The sequence below is a fragment of the Falsiroseomonas sp. RANM36 genome, from assembly GCF_056682175.1.
On record NZ_JBWXTD010000004.1, the window covers coordinates 679,382 to 695,209 of the forward strand.

The 15,828-nt window shown below is 73.1% G+C and carries 15 protein-coding genes (1 of these 15 running past the window's edge); 2 read left to right on the top strand and 13 right to left on the bottom strand.

Going from position 1 to position 15,828, the window contains the following annotated elements; all coding sequences use genetic code 11:
* Positions 1-111 precede the first annotated feature (111 nt).
* The 8 genes from AC1MIR_RS17040 to AC1MIR_RS17075 form a co-directional block, all read right to left on the bottom strand.
* Complete coding sequence (locus AC1MIR_RS17040) at positions 112-552, bottom strand: SIMPL domain-containing protein (RefSeq protein WP_480029373.1); 441 nt, start codon at positions 550-552, stop codon at positions 112-114.
* Positions 553-683: 131 nt separating this feature from the next.
* Entirely contained in the window at positions 684-2,738 is a 2,055-nt protein-coding gene (locus tag AC1MIR_RS17045; RefSeq protein ID WP_480029374.1) for an acetate--CoA ligase family protein, read from the bottom strand.
* Positions 2,735-3,523 (bottom strand): enoyl-CoA hydratase/isomerase family protein, encoded by a 789-nt coding sequence (locus tag AC1MIR_RS17050; RefSeq protein WP_480029375.1) that lies wholly within the window; start codon positions 3,521-3,523, stop codon positions 2,735-2,737. Before AC1MIR_RS17050 ends, AC1MIR_RS17045 begins: the two co-directional genes overlap by 4 nt.
* 10 nt (positions 3,524-3,533) lie before the next feature.
* A complete protein-coding gene (locus tag AC1MIR_RS17055; RefSeq protein WP_480029376.1) occupies positions 3,534-4,511 on the bottom strand; it encodes a Bug family tripartite tricarboxylate transporter substrate binding protein in 978 nt (325 codons plus the stop codon).
* Between the two features lie 31 nt (positions 4,512-4,542).
* On the bottom strand, positions 4,543-5,511 hold the full coding sequence (locus AC1MIR_RS17060; RefSeq protein WP_480029377.1) for a Bug family tripartite tricarboxylate transporter substrate binding protein: 969 nt from the start codon (positions 5,509-5,511) through the stop codon (positions 4,543-4,545).
* Between the two features lie 39 nt (positions 5,512-5,550).
* Positions 5,551-6,591, bottom strand: coding sequence for an amidohydrolase family protein (locus tag AC1MIR_RS17065; protein WP_480029378.1), 1,041 nt, complete (start codon positions 6,589-6,591; stop codon positions 5,551-5,553).
* Entirely contained in the window at positions 6,588-7,154 is a 567-nt protein-coding gene (locus AC1MIR_RS17070) for a carboxymuconolactone decarboxylase family protein (RefSeq protein WP_480029379.1), read from the bottom strand. The genes AC1MIR_RS17065 and AC1MIR_RS17070 overlap by 4 nt, the downstream gene beginning before the upstream one ends.
* Before the next feature lie 2 nt (positions 7,155-7,156).
* A complete protein-coding gene (locus AC1MIR_RS17075) occupies positions 7,157-7,900 on the bottom strand; it encodes an IclR family transcriptional regulator (RefSeq protein ID WP_480029380.1) in 744 nt (247 codons plus the stop codon).
* Between the two features lie 119 nt (positions 7,901-8,019).
* On the opposite strand from AC1MIR_RS17075, the gene AC1MIR_RS17080 reads away from it, so the two are divergent.
* Entirely contained in the window at positions 8,020-8,820 is an 801-nt protein-coding gene (locus AC1MIR_RS17080) for an SDR family NAD(P)-dependent oxidoreductase (RefSeq protein ID WP_480029381.1), read from the top strand.
* A gap of 45 nt (positions 8,821-8,865) precedes the next feature.
* Here the strand turns inward: AC1MIR_RS17080 and AC1MIR_RS17085 are convergent, their stop codons facing one another.
* Genes AC1MIR_RS17085 through AC1MIR_RS17095 form a run of 3 tightly spaced genes read right to left on the bottom strand, consistent with a single transcriptional unit; the run spans position 8,866 to position 12,304 of the window.
* Positions 8,866-9,840 carry a Bug family tripartite tricarboxylate transporter substrate binding protein gene (locus AC1MIR_RS17085; protein WP_480029382.1) on the bottom strand — a complete coding sequence of 325 codons (975 nt, stop codon included), beginning with the start codon at positions 9,838-9,840 and terminating at the stop codon, positions 8,866-8,868.
* Positions 9,837-10,694, bottom strand: a complete 858-nt coding sequence (locus tag AC1MIR_RS17090) for an alpha/beta fold hydrolase (RefSeq protein ID WP_480029383.1) — start codon at positions 10,692-10,694, stop codon at positions 9,837-9,839. The genes AC1MIR_RS17085 and AC1MIR_RS17090 overlap by 4 nt, the downstream gene beginning before the upstream one ends.
* A complete protein-coding gene (locus AC1MIR_RS17095; protein WP_480029384.1) occupies positions 10,691-12,304 on the bottom strand; it encodes an FAD-dependent oxidoreductase in 1,614 nt (537 codons plus the stop codon). The genes AC1MIR_RS17090 and AC1MIR_RS17095 overlap by 4 nt, the downstream gene beginning before the upstream one ends.
* A gap of 74 nt (positions 12,305-12,378) precedes the next feature.
* On the opposite strand from AC1MIR_RS17095, the gene AC1MIR_RS17100 reads away from it, so the two are divergent.
* The gene (locus AC1MIR_RS17100; RefSeq protein WP_480029385.1) at positions 12,379-14,397 is read left to right on the top strand and encodes an oxidoreductase; all 2,019 of its coding nucleotides are present in this window, start codon (positions 12,379-12,381) and stop codon (positions 14,395-14,397) included.
* Positions 14,398-14,552: 155 nt separating this feature from the next.
* On the opposite strand, the gene AC1MIR_RS17105 is transcribed toward AC1MIR_RS17100, so the two are convergent.
* On the bottom strand, positions 14,553-15,410 hold the full coding sequence (locus AC1MIR_RS17105; RefSeq protein WP_480029386.1) for an isocitrate lyase/PEP mutase family protein: 858 nt from the start codon (positions 15,408-15,410) through the stop codon (positions 14,553-14,555).
* Between the two features lie 61 nt (positions 15,411-15,471).
* On the bottom strand, positions 15,472-15,828 hold the 3' end of the coding sequence (locus tag AC1MIR_RS17110) for a hydantoinase B/oxoprolinase family protein (protein WP_480029387.1). Its footprint extends 1,593 nt past the window's final position; 357 of the gene's 1,950 nt are visible here — the last part of the coding sequence; its start codon lies beyond the right edge, outside the window — the gene reads right to left on this strand; the stop codon is at positions 15,472-15,474.

The following is a 15,828-nucleotide window of genomic DNA, read 5'->3' on the forward strand; positions in this document are numbered from 1 at the left end:
GGGCGCGTCTTGCGGGTGGCATGCTTGACGCATGCCGCAGCGGGGGCGGCGGCGGTTCGGGGGGGCGGCGGGCTGACGCCGGCCGCAGGCCTGCCCTTTGCCGGCTGCGAGTCAGCGCGGCCGCAGCACCGCCACCGCCTGCACGGTGGCCTGCACCACCACATCCTCCGACACGGCCACCGGCGGCGGCGCGGCGCTGGCGGCGCGGGCGGCCATGGCCATCGGCACCGGGCGCGGCATGCGGTCCGGCACGTCGATCCGCACCTCCTTCAGCCCGACCAGCACCAGGCCGAGCTGCTCCGCCACCGCCGCGGCACGCCGGCGCAGCCCGTCCAGCGCCAAGCGCGAGGCCTCCTCCCGCGCCGCCCGCTCGGTCTCGCGCGTGAGCTGCCAGTGCAGGCCGCTCATCGCGAGCCCCTGGCCCTGCAGCGTGCCGGCCAGGTCGAGCAGCGCGGCGCCGTCGCCGCCGCGCAGCGTCACCTGCTGCGCCGCCTGCCAGGCGCGGCCCTCATCCACGCGATTGGTCCAGTAGCCCCCGGTCGAGACGCGCACGCCCGGCACCGCCTGGGCGCGCGCCCCCCCCCCCCCCCCCCCCGCCGCACATGGCGGCCTATGCGGCGCGGGTGAAGGGGATGCTGGCCGGCCGCGTCATCCACGTGCTCTCGCCGGCGGACTGATTCCGTTCAGGCGAGCACCGCCAGGGCGTCCGCCGCGCGCACGCCCTGGCCTTCCCGCAGCACGAAGAGCGGGTTGATCTCGGCCGTCTCCAGCCGCGCGCCCAGCGCCTCGCCCATGCGGGCGAAGGCCAGCACGGCCTCGATCAGCGCCGGCACATCCGCAGGCAGCCGACCGCGATAGCCGCGCAGCAGCGCCGCGCCGCGCAGTTCCTCCAGCATCTCCTCCGCGGCCGCGCGGTCGATCGGCAGAAGGCGCAGCGCCGTGTCGCCGAACAGCTCCGCCGCGACACCCCCCATGCCGAGCAGGATCGCCGTGCCGAGATGCGTGTCGCGCTGCAGGCCGAGGATCATCTCCACGCCGTCCCGCAGCCGTTCCTGCACCAGCAGGCCTTCCGGCGCGCGGCCGGTGGCGGCGACCACGCGCGCCAGCATCGCCGTGCCTTCCATCGCGACATGCTGCGCAGGCACGCCGACACGCACGCCGCCCACATCGCTCTTGTGCGCGAGATGCCTGGACAGGACCTTGAGGACAACGGTCTCGCCGAGGCCGGCGGCGGCGTCCTGCGCTTCCCGCGGCGTCGCGCAGGCGACCTCGCGCACCGGCGCTATGCCGAAGCGCGCGAACAGCGCCTTGCTCTCGGCTTCGTCCAGCGGACCGGTGGGGAGGTCCGGCATGGGCGGCGGCGGCAGGCTCGCGGCAGGCGGCGCGACGATCGGCGCGGCCAGCGCATCCAGCATCGTCGCGACGGCTTCCGGTGCGCTCGCGGCCGGGATGCCCTGGCGCTGCAGCGCCGCGCCGATCTGCGGCGCGTGCGGACTCAGATAGGCGATCACCGGCTTGTCGCCGATCGCCTGCCCCGCCGCGATCGCATCCGCCGCAAGCCGCGGCTGCGCCAGCGCCGAGGAGCCGACGACCACCGCGAGCGCGTCATAGCCCGGGCTTTCGAGCAGCGCCGCGATCGCGCCGTTCATCACCTCCGGCTTCAGGCCGGCCAGCGTCAGGTCCAGCGGGTTGGCCACCGCCGCCTCGCCGGTGAGCGCGCCAAGCCGCGCTGCGGTCGGCGCATCCGGCGCCGGCAGGGTGAAGCCGGCAAGGCCGAAGCTGTCGGCGAGCAGCGCGCCCGCGCCGCCGGTGGAGGTCAGCACGGCCACGCGCCGTCCGCGCGCCACGCGGCGCGTCGCGAGTGCCGCGGCGATGTCGAGCAGGTCGGAGAAGCGCGCCGCGCGCAGGATCCCGAGCTGGCGGAACAGCGCGTCGTACAGCCGGTCGGCGCCGGCCAGCGCGCCGGTGTGGGAGATCGCGGCCTGCGCGCCCGCCTCGGACCGGCCGACCTTGTAGGCGACGATCCGCTTGCCCGCCGCCGCCGCCCGGCGCGCCGCGGCGCGGAAGGCGTCCGGCCGGCGCAGCCCCTCGACATAGAGCGCGATCACATCCGTCGCCGCATCGTCCGCCAGGTGATCGAGCAGGTCCGCCACATCCAGGTCGGCCTCGTTGCCGGTGGCGACAAGGCTGGAGAAGCCGATGCCCTGCGCCGCGCCGCGCGACAGCACCGCACCCAGGATGCCGCCGGATTGCGAGACGAGCGCGATCCGTCCTGCGAGGAACTCCTCCATCTCCAGCGCGCCGGAGGCCGAGAGCACGATGCGGTCGGCGAGGTTCACCAGCCCGATGGTGTTCGGGCCGAGCAGCCGCATGCCGCCCGCCGCCGCCTTGAGCCGCGCCTGTCGCTCGCCACCCTCCCCGCCGCTCTCGGCGAAGCCGCCGGCGAGCACGATCGCGGCGGCCGCGCCGCGCGCCGCCAGCGCGCGCACCGCGTCCTCGGCGCGGTCGGCGCCGAGCAGCACGATGCCGACATCCGGCGCCGCCGGCAGGCTCGCCACATCGGGATGGCAGCGCAGCCCGCCGATCTCGGCCACGCGCGGATTGACCGGCCAGATCGCGCCGCGAAAGCCGTGGCGCTGCAGATAGCCGACCGGTCGCCCCGTGGTCTTGGTGACATCGGCGGAGGCGCCGACGATCGCCACGCTGCGCGGCCGCAGCAGCCGCTCGAGGCCGCTCATCGCTTCGACTTCTCCAGGAAGGCGGCGACCGAGGCACGATGCTCGCCCGTGGTGTAGCACAGCGCCTGCGCCTTCGCGCCTTCGGCCAGCACGGCCTCGAAGCTCATCTCCAGCGAGCGGTCGAGCACCGACTTCGCCAGCGCCAGCGCCGCCGGCGAGCCGCCGGAAAGCGCCTTCGCCCAGTCCGTGGCAGCCGGAAGAAGCTCGGCGTCGGGCACCACGCGCTCGATCATGTTGATCGCCAGCGCCTCCGCCGCGCCGCCGCGGCGGCCGCTGAACACCAGTTCCTTGGCGCGCGCCAGGCCGACGCGGCGCGGCAGGAAATACATGCCGCCGCCATCCGGGATCAGGCCGCGCGCGATGAAGCTCATGGTGAAATGCGCGCTTTCCGCCGCCATCACGAAGTCGCAGGCGAGCGCGACGTCGCAGCCGAGCCCCGCCGCGGCGCCGTTCACCGCGGCGATGGTGGGCTTCGGGAAGCCATGCAGCAGCGCGACGGCACGATGCGTGCGGCCCTGGCGCCGCCAGCCATTGAAGGCGACCTCCTCGGCCGGTGCGGACAGCCGCTGCTGCATGCCGCGCACATCGCCGCCGGCGCAGAACGCGCTGCCGGTGCCGGTGACGATCAGGGCGCGCACCGCCGCGTCGGCCGCCGCATCCTCCAGCGCGGCGATCATCTCGCCGCGCGTCGCATCGTCGATCGCGTTCCGCCGCTCCGGCCGGTCGATGCGGAGCGTGGCGATCCCTTCCTCCACCGCATAGGCGATGGCGGTCCGTTCCGTCATGGCGCGGCCCCTATTCGACGCGGAGATTCGCGCGGTCCACCACACGCCGCCAGCGGGTCCGCTCCTCCACCAGCAGCGCGGCGAGGTCGGCCGGCGTCGCGCTCGGCGCGATCTCGTCCACGCCGTTCTCCACCAGCTTGCGGCGGATGGCGGGGTCGGCGAGCGTCGCGTTCAGTGCGCGATGCAGCGTGGCGATCCGCTCCGGCGGCGTGCCGGCGGGTCCGAGCAGCGCATACCAGGTGGCGCTGTCGAGCTCGGGGAAGCCCTGCTCCACGCTGGTCGGCACATCCGGCAGCGCCGCGCTGCGCGTCTTGCCCGCGATCGCGAGCGCGCGCAGCCGTCCCGACGCGATATGCGGCTGCAGCGGCGCGGAGGCGTTGGTGATGATCTCGAGCCGCCCGGCCAGCACATCGGTCAGCGCAGGACCGGTGCCGCGGTAATGCACCGGCTCCAGCTCCACGCCGAGCACCACGCCGATCATGGCGCCGAGCGCGTGGCCGGTGGTGCCGACACCCGGCGAGCCGTAGCGCATCGGCGTCGGCGAAGCCTTCGCCGCCGCCTGCAGCCCGCGCAGGTCACGCGCGTTCACGGCAGGGTTCACGCAGATCACATTCGGCGCGGCGCCGATATAGCCGATCGGCGCGAAGTCCTTCTCGGGATCGTAGGGCAGGCGCCGCTGCACGAGGGAGGAGATCAGGAAGCTGCCGCTGCCGGCGAGCAGCATCGTGTAGCCATCCGGTTGCGCCTTCGCGACGAGGTCGGTGCCGAGCACGCCGCCCGCGCCGCCGCGATTCTCGATGACGATCGGGTGGCCGAGCCGAGCCGCCATGTCCTCCGCGATCAGCCGCCCGACGATGTCGTTGCTGCCACCGGCGGTGAAGGGGATCACCAGGCGCATCGCGCGCGTCGGGAAGTCGGCGGATTGGGCGCGGGCGAGGCGCGGCAGCGGCAGCAGGGCCGCGACAGTGAGAAGTTGGCGGCGACGCATGGCGTGTTCCTCCTTGTCGGTCCCGTCCGGCTCAATCCACGCGGATGTTGTTGCGCCGGATCACCTCGCCCCATTTCTCCAGCTCGCTGCGCATGAAGGCACCGAACTCCTCGGCGCTGTTGCCGCCCGGGATCGCGCCCTGCTGGTTCAGCTTCGCGCGGATGTCGGGATCCTGCAGCGCGGCGATGGCGGCGCGGCGGATGGTCTCCAGCGCGCGCGGCTCGGTGCGCCCCGGCGCGACGAGGCCGTGCCAGTTGTTGGCGTCCACGCCCGGATGGCCGAGCTCGCGGAAGGTCGGCACGTCCGGCAGCCAGCTCACGCGCTGCGGCGTTCCGACCGCCAGCGCGCGCATCGTGCCCGCGCTGATATGGGGCAGCAGCACCGGCAGATCGGCGAAGCCCAGCTGGACCTCGTTGCGCAGGATGGCGGTGGAGAGCTGCCCGCCGCTGTTGTAGGCGATCTGCACCATGTCGAGGCCGGCGGAGGCGCGCAGCTGCTCGGCCGCCAGATGCGGCATGGAGCCGTTGCCGGTGGAGCCGAAATTCAGCGCGCCGGGCCGTGCGCGCGCATCGGCGATCAGGTCCTGCAGCGTGCGATAGGGCGAGACGGCCGGCACCACCACCGGCTCCGGCACCAGCACGCCGAGCGTGACAGGCGCCAGATCGCGCAGCGGATCATAGGGCGTGCCGCGGCCGAGATTGGGCGAGATGGCGAGACCGCCGGCGCTGCCCATGCCGAACAGGTAGCCATCCGGCGCCGCCTTCGCGATCACGTCCACGCCGGTGACGCCGCCCGCGCCCGCGCGGTTCTCCACCACCACCGGCTGCCCCAGCGTGTTCTGCATGTGCGGCGCGAGCAGCCGCGCGACGATGTCGCTCGGGCCACCTGCGCCGAAGGGCACGATGAAGCGCACCGGGCGCGTCGGGAAGCGATCCTGCGCGACGGCGGGCAGCGCGACCACGAGGCCGAGCAGCGCGGCCGCAAGGCTCCTGAAATTCATGGGTCTTCCTCCTGGTTGTTGACGTGAAGCCTTGGCGCGTCAGCCGGGATCCGGCAGACGGTAGAAGCGGGCGGCGCTGCGCCAGAACAGGTCGGCCTTCTCCTCCGCGCTCGCGCCGGCGGCGATGCGCTTCATCGCATTCCAGCCGACGCCATAGGCGTAGCCGCCCTTGTCCACGGGGAAGTTGCTCTCGAACATGCAGCGCGCCGTACCGAAGGCCTCGATGCAGCGCTCCATCCAGGGCCGCCAGGCTTCGGCAAGCTCCACCGAGGATGGCGCGCGCGGCCGAGTCTCGAAGCCGAAGCCGGGCAGCCGCATGCCGAGGCCGCCGAGCTTCACCATCACATTCGGGCAGGCCGCGAGTTCCGCGATCGCGGCCGACCACGCGGCAAAGACCTCGTCGCGCCGCCCGGCATAGCGCCCGATGCCGAGGATGCCGCCGCAATGGTCGAGCACGATCGGCGTCCCGGGAAAGGCATGCGCCAGCGCGGCGAGGCGGGGGATCTGATGAAAATACAGCCACGCATCGAAGCTCAGGCCGAGCGGGCCGAGATGCGCGAAGCCGGCGCGGAACGCCGCGCTGTCCAGCATGTCCTCGGCCGGCGTATAGGCGGGGTTGAGGAGTTCCGGCTCGGGGTCCCAGGTGGCGATGTGGCGGATGCCGCGGAAGCGCCCGCCGCCGGCTGCGATGTGGGCTTCCAGCACCGGGCGGATCGCGTCGCCATGGCGCAGATCGGCGAAGCCGACGATACCGGCATTCACGCGCACCGTCCCGTAGCCGCCGCTCGCGCTCATCGCGGCGACGCCGTTGGCGAATTCCGTCTCGCCCACCGGCTGCATCGCCTCCGGCCCATCGGCGCGGTGCATGGCGCGCGCCTGCACATAGACGGTGGCCCGGATGTCGTGCCCGCTGTCGAGATCGGCGAGGAACTCATCCAGCAGATAGCGCCAGCCCGGCCGGTCCCAGAGATGGTGATGCGGATCGATGATCGTCTGGCCCGGATCGAGCGCCGCTTCCGGCGTGGTCGCCAGCCAGTCCGGCCGGACCGGCAGGTAGTGATGCTGCACCGGGTTGCTCATGCGGTGAACTCCGGATCCTGGAGCTCCGGCGCGATGCTGCCGGGAATGCCGAGCTCGAAGGCGTTCAGCGTCAGCGAGACCATGCAGTAGAAGCCGAGGATCGCGACCAGCTCGACCATGCCCTGCTCGCCCAGCGCGGCGATGCCGCGGGCATAGAGGTCGTCCGGCAGGCGGCCCTTCGGCAGCAGCGTGGTCGCGACGTCGTACACCGCCTGCTCGCGCGCATCGCGCAGCGCCGGCACGCGGCGCGCGGCGATGGCGGCGATCACCTCCGGGTCCATCCCGGCCTTCAGTCCCTCGCGCTTGTGCGCGGTCCATTCGTGATGCGAGGTCCAGTGCCGCGCGCAGACCAGGATCGCGAGCTCGGAAAGCCGCGGCTCCAGCGTGGTCTTGAAGCGCAGCAGCTCGCCGAGGCGCTGGCCGCGATTGGCCAGCTCCACGTTGCGCAGCCAGGCGATCATCGGCGCGGGCACGCGCCCGCGGATGCCGGCGACGACCTCCGCCACGGCGGCCTTCTGCGCCTCCGTCATCGCCTCTTCGGGCGGCATCTCCAGCCTTGCCATGGCTATCCTCCTGCCTTGCCGAGCGCCGCGATGGGCGCGGGATCGCCGCCCAGAGCGCGGGTCAGCGCCACTGCCTCGCGCAGCACCAGCGGCAGGCAGAGCGCCTCGGCAGCCGCGTCGAAGCGATAGAGCGGCATGGTGATGCCGATGGAGCCGACCACCTGCCCGCGCGCATCCAGCACCGGCGCGGCGACGGCCGCCACTTCCTTCAGCCGCTCGCCGCGGCTGACCACGGGCAGCCGCGCTGCCGGCGTGGCCTGCAGCGCGACCAGCGCGCGGCCATGCGCACCGACGCCGAGCGGCGCGACCTCGCCAACGCGCGCGACGGTGCGCACCGGCTGCGGACTGTCGCGACGGAACAGGCAGCGTCGTGCGTCGCCTTCGCGCACGAAGAAAGCCGCGCTTTCGCGGCTCTCGTCGCGCAGCCGCTCCAGCGCAGGCAACACCTGGTCCTCCAGCCGCAAGCCGCGCCGGAACCGCTCGCCCAGCACCAGCAACTGCGGCCCGAGCGCATAGCCGCCGGCCGGCAGGCGGCGCACGAAGCCGTGATGCTCCAGCGTGCCCAGCAGGCGCAGCGCCGTCGTCATGTGCAGGCCGGCCCGGCGTGCGACGTCCGCGAGCGGAAGCGTCGCCTCGCCATCCTCGAAGGCGAGCAGCAATGCCAGGGCGCGATCCACGGCGCGCACATTGCCGTCCGGCTCGGCCGCGGCGGGGGCCGCGGCGGTCCGCGCGGGGCGTGTCTGCACTCTCTCGGGCTTCCTCACCCGGCCCTTCTAACCCGCATCTCCGGCAGATGAAAGTCCATTGCGTCTGACGGAAGCCTGGCGCTAATCAGGGGCTCGCCACACGCAGCCCGGAGAACACCATGTCCGCCCGCTTCACCGGCAAGATCGCCATCGTCACCGGCGCCGGCTGCGTCGGGCCGGGCTGGGGCAACGGGCGCGCCATCGCGGTGGCGCTGGCGCACGAGGGCGCGACCGTGATTGGCGTGGACCGCAGCGCCGACGCCATGGCCGAGACCGCGGCGCGCATCGCCGGGGATGGCGGCAGCTTCCACCCGGCGGTGCTGGACGTGACCAATGGCTCCGCGATCGCCGGGCTCGTCGCCGATACCGTGGCGCGGCATGGGCGCATCGACGTGCTGGTGAACAATGTCGGCGGATCGGCCGCGGGCGGTCCGGTGGAGATGGCGGAAGAAATCTGGGACCTGCAGATCGACACCAACCTCAAGAGCGTCTTCCTCACGCTGAAGCATGTCCTGCCGGTGATGGAGCGCCAGGGTGGCGGCGCGGTGGTGAACCTCGCCTCCACCTCCGGCATCCGCTGGACAGGCGCGGCGCAGGTCGCCTATGCGGCCTCCAAGGCGGGCGTGATCCAACTCTCGCGCGTCGTCGCCGTGCAATACGCGCCGAAAGGCATCCGCGTGAACACGGTGGTGCCGGGACAGATGCACACGCCGATGGTGGAAGCGCGCCTCGCCGGCCAGCGCGCCGGCGGCGATGTCGAGGCGCTGGTGAAGCAGCGCCTCGCGCGCATTCCGCTCGGCTTCGCCGGCGACGGGCGCGACACCGCGAATGCGGTGCTGTTCCTCGCCTCGGAGGAGGCGCGTTTCGTCACCGGCACCGAGCTCGTTGTGGATGGCGGCATGTCGGTGCGCTGCGGCTGAAGTGCGCAACGGCGAGGGCGCGCCGCGCCCCCGCCGGCGCGCGCCTCAGTTCGCGGTGATGCCGGTTCGGGTCACCACCTCGCCCCAGACGCGCAGCTCGTCCGCGATGAAGGCGGTGTATTGCGCCGGCGTGAGGTCCGCCGGGTCGGCCGTGAGCTCCCGGTAGCGGGCCTGCACCGCGGGCAGCTTCAGGATCGCGCGCACCTCGGCATTCACGCGCTCCACGATCGGCGCCGGCATGCCCTTCGGACCGGACACGCCGAACCAGGAATAGGAGGTCATGCCGGGCAGCCCGCTCTCGATCAGCGTCGGCACCTGCGGCAGATTGGCGTTGCGCTGCGGGTCGGCGACCGCGAGGGCCTTCACCGCACCGTCGCGGATATGGCCGATGGAAGAAGGCAGCCCGTCCACCATCAGGCCCACCGTGCCGGCCATCACGTCCAGCAGCGCCGGGCCGGCGCCGCGGTAGGGGATCGGGTTCATCTTGATCCCCGTCGCGAGACCGATGCGCATGCCGAGCAGATGCGTCGTGGTGCCGTGGCCCGAGATCGCGAAGTCCAGCCCATCGGGGCGCGACTTGCCGTATTCCAGCAGCGCCGCGAAGGTCTGCGCCGGATAGCGCGGATTCACGATCACGGCCGTGGAGGTGGTGGCGGCCAGCGCGATATGCGTGAAGTCCGCCATCGGGTCGTAGGGCGTGTTCTTGAACAGGCTCGGCGAGATGCCGTGCGAGGCGCTGTTCGAGATCAGCAGCGTGTAGCCGTCCGGTGCGGCCTGCGCGACCTGGCCGGAGGCGAGCGTGGCGCCGGCGCCGGGCCGGTTCTCCGTCACAACGGGCTGGCCGAGGCGTTCCTGCATGTGCTGCGCCAGGATGCGCGCGACGATGTCCGTGGTGCCGCCGGGCGCGAAGGGCACCACCAGGCGGATCGGCCGCGCCGGCCAAGGCGCCTGCGCCAGTGCCGGCAGCGGCAGCAGCGCGGTCGCGGCCAGCAGGCCGCGGCGTCGGATGGTGATGCTCATGACGTGTCTCCTCCTCGTGAAGCCATGCCGTCCAGGAAGGCGGCGAAGATCGCAGCAGTCTCGCTCGCGGCGGCCCCTGTCGCCGCGCCCGGCGTTTCGGCCGTCGCCGCGGCAGGCAGCAGCGCAGCGGCGCGCGCGCGTTGCGGGAAGACGTTGTCGCCGCGCGCGGCGGCCAGCAGCACCGGGTGCCGCAGCCGCGGCAGCGCATCCTCCATCCGGTAGCGCAGCGCGGCGTGATAGGCACGGCGATAGGTGCGGCCGTTGCGCAGCACTTCGATCAGCTTGGCGTGCACCGCTTCCGGCTTCGGATCGGGCCCGTCGCGCCGATGCGCCTCGTCGCGGGCGAACCAGGGGAAGTAGCGGAAATAGTCGCGGCACATCGCGTGCGCATCCTGCAGGTAGCGCCCCTCCGCATCCGGCACGATCTCAGGCGCGACCTGCGCCAGCATCCGGGCACGCGCGGCATCGTCGTAGAAGCCCGCCCCGTCCAGGATCACGCGCCGCACCCGCGCCGGATGGCGCAAGGCGAGATCGGTTGCGATGCGCGCCCCGAGATGCGCGCCATGCACATCGCAGCGGGCGACCCCGAGTGCATCCAGCAGCCCGACCAGGGCATCGGCGAAGTCGGCGATCTCCGGCGCCTCTCTCGGCAAGGGATCGCTCGCGCCGCAGCCCGGCAGGTCGGGCACGATCACGCGCCGCATCCCGGCAAGCGGCAGGGCCAGCGGCGCCAGCGAAGCGCCATCCGCCGCCGCGCCATGCAGCATCACCAGTGGCGCCGCGCCGCCTTCGCCGCCCTCGCGATACAGCAGCTGGCCGAAATCCAGGTCGGCGAAGCGGCGCAGCAGCCTCATCCCGTCGCGCCCGCAGCGTGCCGCGCCGCCAGCCAGCCGAAGGTGAGCCCGCGCATGAGGGAAATGCCCGCCTGGTAGCCCGCGCCGGATTCCGTCGGCGCCGCGGCGTTGCCGCAGGCGTAGAGACCGGGGATCGGGCGACCGCGCACATGCTGCACGCGCGCCTCGGGATCGGTCAGCAGGCCCGCGGCGGAGATCCCGCCCAGCTTGATCCGCACCGCGCAGAAGGGCGGCTCCGCGAGCGTTCCCAGGTTCGGATGCTTCGCATGCGGATCGCCCGCGGTGGAACGCGCGAAGGCGGAGGAACCGCGGCCATGCTCCGGATCCTCGCCACGTTCCGCGCCCGCGTTGAAGCGCGCGATGGTGTCGGCCAGCGCGGTGGCATCCAGGCCCAGCATGCCGGCGAGTTCCGGCAAGGTGTCCGCCCGCATCACCCAATCCGGCAGCGCCGCGCCGGGCGGGCGACGCGCGAAGCTGTAGCGCCGCAGATACTGCGCATCGAACAGCATCCAGGCCGGCAGGTTCGGGTGCCGGTGCGCCCCGAGGTCGAAGCGCGTCAGCCCCGCGACGACATGCTGGAACTGGCTCTCGTCGCAGAAGCGCCGCGCCTGGTCGTTCACCACGATGCTGTGCGGATAGGAGAGGCCGCGCAGCCCCGCGCTGAAGAACACCTGCTCGCCCGGCTCGTTCGGCGACGGGATCGCGTAGCCCACCAGCATCGCCAGGTTGTTCGGCACGCGCCACACCGCGGCGCCGAGCTCGCTGCCCATCACCAGCCCGTCGCCCTCGACCGAGCGCGGAAAGATGTTCATCCAGTCCGGCAGGCCTTCGAAGCGGTTCACCAGCTCCGGGCTGCCTTCATAGCCGCCGCTGGCCAGCACCACGCCGCGCGTCGCGCGGATGCGCCGCGGGCCTTCGACGCCGACGACGCGGCCATCCTCGACGAGCAGCCGTTCCGCCCGAAAGCCCGCGAGGATCGGCACATCCGCTGCCATCAGCCGCGCCAGGAACTGTCCGACGAGCGCTGGCCCCGCGGCCAACAGGCGCTTCTGCCGCCGCGCCTCCAACTCCTCCTCGGGCCAGTTCTGCCGCGCGCCGAGCCCGCCCCAGGCGATGGCGTCGCCCCAGCTCACGCCGGCCTCGTTGTAGACGCCCTCCTCCAGCCGATCGCCCCAGGCGCCGAGCGCATCGCGCGCGATCGGCATCGCCTCCACCAGCCTGCCATCGGCGACGGAGCCTTCGGCCTGCGGGTAGTAATGGTCGGGCAGGCCGCGCAGCAGACGGAACGGCACGCCAGCATCCGCGAAGTCGCGGAGCGCGACCCGTGACGCGCGCAGATACGCCTCCGTCATCGGCGCCAGCGCATAGCCGCCGGACAGGAACCGCATGTAGTGGCGCGCGGCGTCCAGGCTGTCGGTCAGTCCGGCCGAGGCCATCAGGTGGTTCTCCGGCACCCACAGCCCGCCCAGCGATGACGCGGTGGCGCCACCCAGCCGCTCGGACTTCTCCACCACCGCCACACGCAGCCCGCGCGCCACGCCGGCCAGCGCGGCGCCGCACCCCGCCGCGCCGGTGCCGACCACGACCAGATCCGTCTCGAGATCCGCCAAGGCCCCGCGCTCCGTCCGCTTCCTCTTGTCCGGACAATCTTGACGCAGCGCGGCGCGCTGGCAAGGCTCGGCCGATGCAGGAAACGTCGAAGTCGCCCTATCCCACCCTCTTCAGCCCGATACGCATCGGCCCGAAGACGGCGCGCAACCGCACCTGGATGAGCGCGCATGCCACGCTGCTGGTGAAGGACCATGTCTTCACCGACGCGCATGTCGCCTACTACGCGGAGCGCGCGAAGCACGGCGTCGCCGTCATCACCATGGAATGCATGGCGGTGCACGAGACCTCCCTGCCCTATCGCGGCAAGGCGCTGTCCTTCGATCCGCGCATGGTGCCGCAATACCAGAAGATCGCCGCGGCGGTGCACGAGCATGGCGCGCTGCTGCTGGCGCAGCCCTGGCATCGCGGGAGGGAGACGAACTCCGTCGCCTCCGGCGCGCCGGTCTGGGCGCCCTCCGCCGTGCCCTGCGCGGTGTACCGCGAGATGCCGCATGCGATGACGGTGGAGGACATCGACGCCATCCGCGAAGGCTACCGGCTCACGGCACGCCACGCGCGCAGCGGCGGGCTGGACGGCGTGGAAGTGCACTCCATGGCGCATGGCTACCTGCTGAACCAGTTCCTCTCGCCGGCCACGAACCACCGCAACGATGCCTTCGGCGGCAGCCTGGAGAACCGGCTGCGCCTGGTGATGGAGATCATCCAGGCGACGCGCGAGGAATGCGGCCCCGACATGATCGTCGGCGTGCGCATCAACTCCGACGACGGGCATGAGGGCGGGCTGCGGCCGGCGGACTGGGCGGAGATCGCGGGCCGCATGACCGCCTCCGGCCTGATCGACTACGTCTCCTGCAGCCACGGCACCTATCTCAACCGCATGCTGATCTACCCGACCTCGCCGGAAAGCCACGGCTACCAGATGGCGGCGACGCGGCAGGTGCGGCAGGCGGCGAACGGCATCCCCGTGGTCGGCGTCGGCCGCATCGTCACGCCGGCGGAGGCGGAGAAGCACCTCGCCTTCGGCGATTGCGACTTCGTCGCCATGGCGCGCGCGCTGATCGCCGATCCCGAATGGGTGGCGAAGGCCGCGCGCGACGAGGGCGAGGAGATCCGCCCGTGCGTCGGCGCCAACTGGTGCATGACCTCGATCTTCGCCCAGGCGCCGATCGCCTGCATCCACAACCCTGCTGCGGGCAACGAGCGCGAACTCGGCATCGGCACACTGAAGCGCGCGGACCGCGCGAAGAAGGTCGCCGTCGTCGGTGGCGGTCCCGGCGGGATGCGCGCTGCGCTTACGGCGGCGCAGCGCGGGCACGCCGTGACGCTGTTCGAGCGCGGGCATGAGCTGGGCGGGCAGATCCGCCTCTGGTCCCGCGCGCCGTCCCGCCGCGAGTTGCTCGGCATCGCCGACTGGCTCGAGAACCAGGTGACGAAGGCCGGCGTGGACATCCGCCTGCAGACCATCGCCGACGCCGCGATGCTGCTGGCTGACGGCTACGAGTCGATCGTCGTCGCCACCGGATCGCAGGGCCTGCGCCATGGCTGGACACCGCTGCGGCCGCAGAACTGGAACGGCGCCGCCTTGCCCGGCACCGACCAGCCCAACGTCCTCTCCTACATGGACGCGCTGCGCGAGCCCCGCGCCCCGGGCCGTCGCGCGCTGGTCTATGACGGCCTCGGCGGACGCCAGGGCGTCGTCACCGCGGAATACCTGGCCTCGCAGGGCGCGGAGGTGGAGTTCGTCACCTGGCTCGGCCAGGCGGCGCCCGACCTCGCCGGTAGCCGCGACTGGGGCAAGACCTACGGCATGCTCCGCCGCATGGGCATGCGCTTCGCCACCGACCTGGAACTGACGCGCATCGACGGCGACGCCGCCCACTTCCGCGACATCTACACCAACGAGGAGGTCGTGAAGGACGGCTTCGACAGCATCGTGCTGGTGCTGGGCGCGGAAGCGCAGGACGCGCTGTTCCACACGCTCGCGCCGCGCCGCGCGCAGGGCCTCGACGTGAAGCTCATCGGCGACGCGCGCGCGCCGCGACGCGCCGACGCAGCGATCCGCGAGGGGGAGATCGCGGCGCGCGCGCTGTGAGAGAAGGGGGGGGGGGGGGGGGGGGGGGGGGGGGGGGGGGGGGGGGGGGCGGGGGGGGGGGGGGGGGGGGGGCGCGGGGCGGCGGGGGCGGGCGGGCCGCCCCCCCCCCCCCCCCCCCGGGGGGGGCCCCCGCCCCCCCCCCGGGGCCCCTCCATTCAGACGATGAAGGGCTTCGCAGCCACGTCGTAGTCCGGGTAGCCCAAGGTGGAACGCAGCTCGGGCGGGGGAAGCGCGCTCGAAGCCTCGGCCTCGCCAGCCAACAGCGCGGCCAGGCCGGCCTTCATGCCGGCGATCGCGGGCGAGAGCATGCCCGTGGGATAGGTGCCGATCTTCCAGCCCAGCGCCTCGGCCTTCTTCCGGTCCGGCGTCGCGCGCGGCGCGCCGGGCGACAAGACGCAGAAGCTCGGCCTGCCCGCGGCCGCCGCGACGCCGCGCCGGATCTCCTCGTCGTCATGCGGCGAGTCGAGGAACAGGATGTCCGCGCCCTCTTCCACATACATCTCGATGCGCGCCACCGCCTCGTCGATGCCCTGCGTCGGGCGGCAATCCGTGCGCGCCAGCACCAGGATGCCCGACTCCTTCGCGGCCTGCACCGCAGCGCGGATCTTCATCCGCGCCTCCTCCCGCGGCAGGCACGGCTTGCCCGCGGAGGTCAGCGCGCGCGGCGTGATCTTGTCCTCGATCAGCACCGCCGCGGCGCCGGCGCGGCCATAGGCGCGCACCGTCCGCTGCACGTTCATCGCATTGCCGTAGCCATGGTCGCCATCGGCCAGGATCAACGTCTCCGGCGCGGCATTGCGCACCATCGTGAAGCTGTCGAACATCTCGCCGAAGGACACCAAGTCGAGGTCGGGTCCACCCAGCCGGCTCGCCGCGACGCAGGAGCCGGAAAGGAAGGCCGTCTTGTAGCCCGCCTGCGCCGCAAGCTTCGCGCTGATGCCGTCCCACACGGCGGGCATCACGACGAAGCCGGGCTCGGCAAGCAGGGCACGCAGGCGTTCGGGGGGCGTCATGGGATCGCGTCCTCGGCAGGAAGGGACGGAAAGCCTAGCCGCGCTTCCCGCCCGCACCAAGTCAGCGCGCGGCGCGTCCCTCCGCCAGCAGCTTCCGGCGCAGCCCCGGCGGCGCGGCCAGCACGCGGTTTGCAAGCGCCACGCTGCGCTCCACCGGCCACACGGCCTCATACGCCTCCCGGGCCGGGCCGTGCTTCACCGCGAAGGCAGCGCCGGCGGGCATCGTCGCGCGTAGCGCGGCGGTCGCCGCCGCGTCCACCGCGCCGTCGCGGATCACCACGCCGTAGATCGCCCGCGCCTCCTCCGCGCTCAGCAGCGCGTCCAGCACGTCCCGCAGCACCAGCGCGGGATCTCGCGCCGAGGGGGGGGCGCCGCCCCCCCCCGCGGGCCCCCCCCCCCCCCGCCCCGCCCCCCGCCC